Here is a 5,808-nt window from a genome sequence, read left to right as displayed (position 1 = left end):
GTGCAATGTCTATGAGGAATCTTCGATATTTCTTCTAAAATTCGAAAGGAAAAAATAGGGGTAGTCGCCTTAAAAAATCGGGAAAGCTATTCTGAAAAAAAGATTTGTAAACAATAAGGCATACCAATCCCGTGCTATTAAAAGCGACCGAAGATTGTTTTATGTGAAAGAGCTTTTGGGTTAAGAAGATTTGCTAGCAGGTATCACACGTAACATTTTGGTTAGCGGATATTCTTTTTTTTCTGGCTATGAAAAATTGTTTTTCAAATCTTTTAAAGTCGGGTGTTTTTCCGGCGAGTACTTCGTTTGGAGTATAAGCCGATAAGCTAACAAGTGGCGTATTATTGTACTCCTCAATAATAGCTGGAAGTTTATTTTTGAGTTCGGCAAGGCAGGCAATACACTGTTTATATAAAAAACGGTGTTTGATAATTTTGTTAGCAGCTTCCACCATGCTATTGCTTTGTACAATATCAACTTGAGCAATTATCTTTTTCCAAAGCATGCCGGGTTTGGCGAGCATATCTGTAACGGCGCCTTTGTTTTCGGAACCATCATCAGTTATCAGCATGCCTTCTTTACCCATCAATCCATAATTTTCCAATACGGTTTTCAATGTATCGCAGGCAATTTGCGAAGAATAGTTAGCGGCGGCATTACAGGCAAGATTTGACAGTGTAAACAATAGCTGGGCCGGTTTAAATGCAGCAGGAGTGTACGGAGAAAAAATAACCTACGATGCCAACGGAAATATTAAAAGTTACGATCGAGACGGCAATAAAGCCGGTAGTGACCTGGCAATGGATAGGTTGACGTACAATTATATCGATGGCACCAATAAACTCGATCATATAAACGATGCGGTTGCAGATGACACGTACACGGCAGATATAGACAGCCAGGCAGCAGGCAACTATACCTATGACGCCATCGGCAACATGACAAAAGACACCAAAGGCGGCGTGGATAGAATAGAATGGACAGTATATGGCAAAGTAAAAAGAGTAACCAAAAGCAACAACATTACCGTAGACTATACTTATGACGCAGCAGGCAACCGCATTAGCAAAACCCTTAGCGGCAGCGGCATGACAAATGACCCCGAAACTACCTGGTACGTGCGGGATGCGCAAGGCAATATGCTTACCACATACACCATTAAACAAAACAGTATAGTAGCGGCCGACCAATCCATATACGGTAGCAGCAGGCTTGGGGTGATTAACAGGAACCTTATACTAAACAGTTCGCTGGAGATTGCCTCAAGCACTCTACCGGGCATAGGCAGTGTATACGCTGATGAAATGATACGGGGCAAAAGGCAATATGAGCTCACAAATCATTTAGGAAATGTGTTGGCCACCCTCTCAGATAAGAAAAAATCACATACTACAAACGGCACTACAATTGATTATTACGAGCCTATTGTTTTAACAGCACAGGATTATTATGTGTTTGGGATGACCATGCCGGGAAGAGGTGCTAACGGCGATGGAGCATCTAGCGGTGGAAGCACCGGCGGTGGCAATACTAACCTGCCTGCTGACCTTACCGTTACGACTCGCACAGGAAATACACCAGCTGATTACCAGGCAACAAATAGTATAACTTTTGATGGGGAATTTACAAGTGCGGACGGTGATGAGTTTGTGGCGGAAATTGTACCTTCGGGAAGTGGCGGAAATGGGACGGGAAGTGGCGATGGTAGTATAATGGGAACGGCGTACGATAGAGGCCAGAACGGACAGCTAAAATCTACTGAAATAGATCCCGGTGGCAATATTTATACAGCCGAGTATTGGGAGTATGATAGCAGGATAGGAAGAAGGTGGAACCTTGATCCTAAACCTACGGAAGGTGTAAGTGAATATTCTGCGTTTAATAATAATCCGATATTTAACAGTGATCCATTAGGTGATACAACTGGTAGAGAGAATTTGCGTATAAATGAAAGCGCACAACTTCCTTATTATCCATTCTGGGGCCAAAGTGCTAAAAATAAAGTCGTAAATGGTGTTAATAATGCATTCTCGCTTCTTTGGAATAGTACGCTTGGTGCCCTCGGCAATGGTGGTGTTGGTTTATGGAATAAAACAGTGGTAGATCAGAAGGATGGAACAGATCTATTGTTTGATGCCATGAACTCTTCCGACGATTATTATAAGTATGTTACTCAAACGCCGTTGAAACAGCAATGGGCGGACATGAAACGGGATGCTTTGGATTTGCGAACGTATGAGCCTGCTGTGGGTGTATTGATCGGAGGATTTACTGCAAGTAAAACATTGTTTGGAGAAGCTCGGCTTACTCCAAGTAGAAGCCTCGGTGGAATTGATGACTTGCCTGCCGTTATGAAGCAGACTCCATTAAAAAATCTTAGTGGAGATATTGAAGCAACAGCACAAACCGCGAGAACACATCCCTATGGCACCAACGGAAGAGCTTGGCGAAGAGTGCCAACAAATTTTCAGGAAGTACAAGCAATGGCTGACGCTCAATCTGGGATGGGACGACGATTACCTTTAACGCTGAAAGACCCGAGATATTTAGGATGGGAGAAATGGCATTATAGTATTGGCCCCAAAGGAGCTAAGACGGTTGTACACTATATCAAAAATCCAACAACAGGGTTTCTAACTGATTTCAAATTTAAAGACTAATGAAAATAAGATGTCTAGTTGACGTTATCGATAGTACCCAAAGGCTTGAGTTAAGAAATTGGAGTAATGGGTCTGAATTAGAACTGACAAAAGATAAGATTTATGTAGTTCTGGCTATTTCCAAATTTGAAGACATTTTTTATTACTATATTATTGGAGATGAAACTGCAAACTATCCTTTGCCTTTTCCTATTGAATTATTTGAAGTGATAGATGATAGAATTTCTAAATATTGGGATTGCAAGTTGAATAATTTGCTGTCATTAAATGATCTTAATTTAAAAAATGATGGTGTGGTAAGCTTTTCGGAATGGACATTAGAGAAGAATTTTTTCTACGAAAAGATATTGGAAGGAGATAGTCGAACTTTGAAACTGTTTGATTTTTATGTTGACAAAATGACTAAAGAATACCTCAGTTAGTGCAGATGTGCAGTGCAATGTCTATGAGGAATCTTCGATATTTCTTCTAAAATTCGAAAGGAAAAAATAGGGGTAGTCGCCTTAAAAAATCGGGAAAGCTATTCTGAAAAAAAGATTTGTAAACAATAAGGCATACCAATCCCGTGCTATTAAAAGCGACAGAAGATTGTTTTATGTGAAAGAGCTTTTTGGGTAAAGAAGATTTGCTAGCAGGTATCACACGTAACATTTTGGTTAGCGGATATTCTTTTTTTCCTGGCGATGAAAAATTGTTTTTTCAAATCTTTGCGGGATGCGTAGGGGAATGTGATGTGTACCTACCGGGTAAGTTTAAGCGGAGCGGCAATACTTAAAGATGTGTATATTTATGGCAGCAGCAGGTTGGGAACAATTAGCCGCAACCTGAGTTATAGTTCTTTGGCAATTCCATCAAGCACTGTTGCAGGGATGGGCAAGGTGTATAATAAAACATTGGTACGGCCAAAAGGCAGTATGAACTCACCAATCATTTAGGAAATGTGTTGGCCACCATCAGCGACAAGAAGAAACCGGTGATCACTGGTGGGAAAATTGATTACTTCGAGCCCATTGTTTTGACAGCAACAGACTATTATCCTTTTGGAATGACGATGCCGGGAAGAACACTTGCCATAGGATCTGGTGTGGCAGGGGCAACGGTGAGTGGAACCACCACGGTGAATGGTTACACTGTACCTGTAGATTTGTCGGTAACGAATAGAAGCAGTAGCCAGCCAACTGAATATGTTGCATCAAATCGAGTAGTATTAGAGGGAGAGTTCCAATCACTTGCCAGTGACGAATTTGTAGCCTATATTGCAGACGGCAGTTATGCCGGAACCGGAAACCAAGGAGGTGGTGGGTCGAGCGGATCAACGGAATTGTACATGTATGGGTTCAATGGCAAAGAACGTGATAACTCAATAGGGATAGACAATTACGATTTTGATGCAAGGATACTTAGTGGCCCACTAGGAAGATGGGGTTCTATAGATCCACTCCAGGCAAAATACCCCGGCATCAGCCCTTATGCATTTGTGCAAAACTCTCCACTTATGTTTAAAGATCCTGATGGAAAGGATCTGATCGTAACAGTAACATATATTGGGATGGATGGACACACTATGGTCGTTAAAAAAACAGACAAAAGTTATTTTGAGTATAAATGGGAAAGCACCTTAACAGGTATGGGATATGGAGTTAAAGCAGATCGGATTATAAATGCGACCATAGACTTGCGAAAAGATGCAGAACATGCTGTTACAAGTTATCTCTCAGAAAGAACGAACCGTCAGGAAATATCAACAGGGGAATATCTCAGTGGAAAAGCAGAGGCGGTAGGCGACTATTTTAGTGGCGGCCACAACAGAGAGAATAATGGTGTTAAGTACGGTTTTATGGTTTACGGAAGTAACGACAAAGACAATAAATGGCAGGATGGTCTTCCCAAAGCAGCAAATGGCAGTGAATCGCTCGAAATGGGACGTTACCTTGATTTTGTGGGAGGCTTTAGAGAGTCAGCGAGCTTAACCGATTTAAGTGAGCAATTTGTAACAAAGTTGGGAGGCGTTAAAGGCGATATGAAGCAGTTCAAGCAAGTGTTTGATATGTTTGCTCAACAATCAAGTAATCTTATTGAAGCTGCTTTAAAAATAAAGGCTGCAAAAGAAAATTATGATGCGACTCATAGTACTCCAAAAAAAGTCTATTCTGGCTACAATAAAGGAGATATTATTTTTGATGGCACACAAAATATCAAGGTAGAATCAGACTCGACAGGGATATGTTGTCAGGTAGGGAAAGCTACAGATACAATTCCGGGTGCAAAATCTCAAAAAAATTAGTAACCATGTCAAATCGAATAGGTACAGCCGCAATAATAATCATAGCTGTTATTGTAAATATTTGTTGTAAAGAGAAAAAAAATAGAGAATGTTTATATACGTTAGACAATCTTTTAAAAAATGACTCTCCTCGAGCCGTTGTTGTAAATAGTACAGATACCTTGACGGAAGTTAGAGATTTAACAAAAGATAATTCTTCAGGATTGTATGTTTTTGATAAAAACAAGAATCTAAAGTTATATGCTTTTTTAAGACGTGATAGTGTTTATAAATATCTAGAAGAGTATGATTCAAAGGGCCAATTGATTAAAAAAGAAGGGTCTCCTTTGATTGAATACAGAATATGGAAAATAGATAATAACGACTCACTGCTTTTTAATGTCTCTCTATTTGCACTAAATAAGAAATATGAAGATATTAAGTTGGTTACAAATATTGGAGATACGATACGACCTGTTAATTTATACAAAAGCCCATTTTACACAAACGTAAAAGTCTTTCCTTTTAAGGTATCTAAAAATAAAATTGCCGGGAGTTTAATAATTTATGCCCAAATAAGTTTTGAAAATTTATGCACTTATAAAAAGGAGCTTGTTTATGATACGACATATCTATCAGATGATATTCATTGATGTTCTTTTTTTTCACCTCTGCGGGTATTCTGGGAGACGCCGTTGTTGGTGTGTAGGGCAGTAAATGTGGGCTGGTCACCAACAACAAGTTAAGCTGGCAGGCGTTGCTGGTGGGTCGTCAGGAAGCCGTGCAATGTCTATGAGGAATCTTCGATATTTCTTCTAAAATTCGAAAGGAAAAAATAGGGGTAGTCGCCTTAAAAAATCGGGAAAGCTATTCTGAAAAAAAGAT

Annotated in this window: 6 protein-coding genes; 5 read left to right on the top strand and 1 reads right to left on the bottom strand. The window is 39.8% G+C overall.

Annotated features, from left to right (window positions below):
• Nucleotides 1-193: 193 nt before the first annotated feature.
• Entirely contained in the window at nucleotides 194-685 is a 492-nt protein-coding gene (locus tag QJ048_RS23390) for a hypothetical protein (protein WP_282336896.1), read from the bottom strand.
• 28 nt (nucleotides 686-713) lie between these two features.
• Here QJ048_RS23390 and QJ048_RS23385 point away from each other — a divergent pair, with 28 nt between their 5' ends.
• From QJ048_RS23385 to QJ048_RS23365, 5 genes are all read left to right on the top strand, one after another.
• The gene (locus tag QJ048_RS23385) at nucleotides 714-2,660 is read left to right on the top strand and encodes a hypothetical protein (RefSeq protein WP_282336895.1); all 1,947 of its coding nucleotides are present in this window, start codon (nucleotides 714-716) and stop codon (nucleotides 2,658-2,660) included.
• Nucleotides 2,660-3,082 carry a hypothetical protein gene (locus QJ048_RS23380; RefSeq protein ID WP_282336894.1) on the top strand — a complete coding sequence of 141 codons (423 nt, stop codon included), beginning with the start codon at nucleotides 2,660-2,662 and terminating at the stop codon, nucleotides 3,080-3,082. Before QJ048_RS23385 ends, QJ048_RS23380 begins: the two co-directional genes overlap by 1 nt.
• A 309-nt stretch (nucleotides 3,083-3,391) precedes the next feature.
• Nucleotides 3,392-3,595, top strand: a complete 204-nt coding sequence (locus QJ048_RS23375; protein WP_282336892.1) for a hypothetical protein — start codon at nucleotides 3,392-3,394, stop codon at nucleotides 3,593-3,595.
• 5 nt (nucleotides 3,596-3,600) lie between these two features.
• Nucleotides 3,601-4,944 (top strand): RHS repeat-associated core domain-containing protein, encoded by a 1,344-nt coding sequence (locus tag QJ048_RS23370; RefSeq protein ID WP_282336890.1) that lies wholly within the window; start codon nucleotides 3,601-3,603, stop codon nucleotides 4,942-4,944.
• A gap of 5 nt (nucleotides 4,945-4,949) precedes the next feature.
• The gene (locus tag QJ048_RS23365; protein WP_282336888.1) at nucleotides 4,950-5,576 is read left to right on the top strand and encodes a hypothetical protein; all 627 of its coding nucleotides are present in this window, start codon (nucleotides 4,950-4,952) and stop codon (nucleotides 5,574-5,576) included.
• Nucleotides 5,577-5,808: the final 232 nt, after the last annotated feature.

This window comes from Pinibacter soli (assembly GCF_029961145.1).
GTDB classification, from domain to species: domain Bacteria; phylum Bacteroidota; class Bacteroidia; order Chitinophagales; family Chitinophagaceae; genus Pinibacter; species Pinibacter soli.
This window is presented reverse-complemented; position numbering and strand designations above follow the sequence as displayed.

Excerpts from the sequence above, each read along its gene's own strand:
- QJ048_RS23380 (WP_282336894.1), top strand. The coding sequence starts at position 2,660 with ATGAAAATAAGATGTCTAGTTGACGTTATCGATAGTACCCAAAGGCTT.
- QJ048_RS23375 (WP_282336892.1), top strand. The coding sequence starts at position 3,392 with ATGTGTACCTACCGGGTAAGTTTAAGCGGAGCGGCAATACTTAAAGAT.
- QJ048_RS23365 (WP_282336888.1), top strand. The coding sequence starts at position 4,950 with ATGTCAAATCGAATAGGTACAGCCGCAATAATAATCATAGCTGTTATT.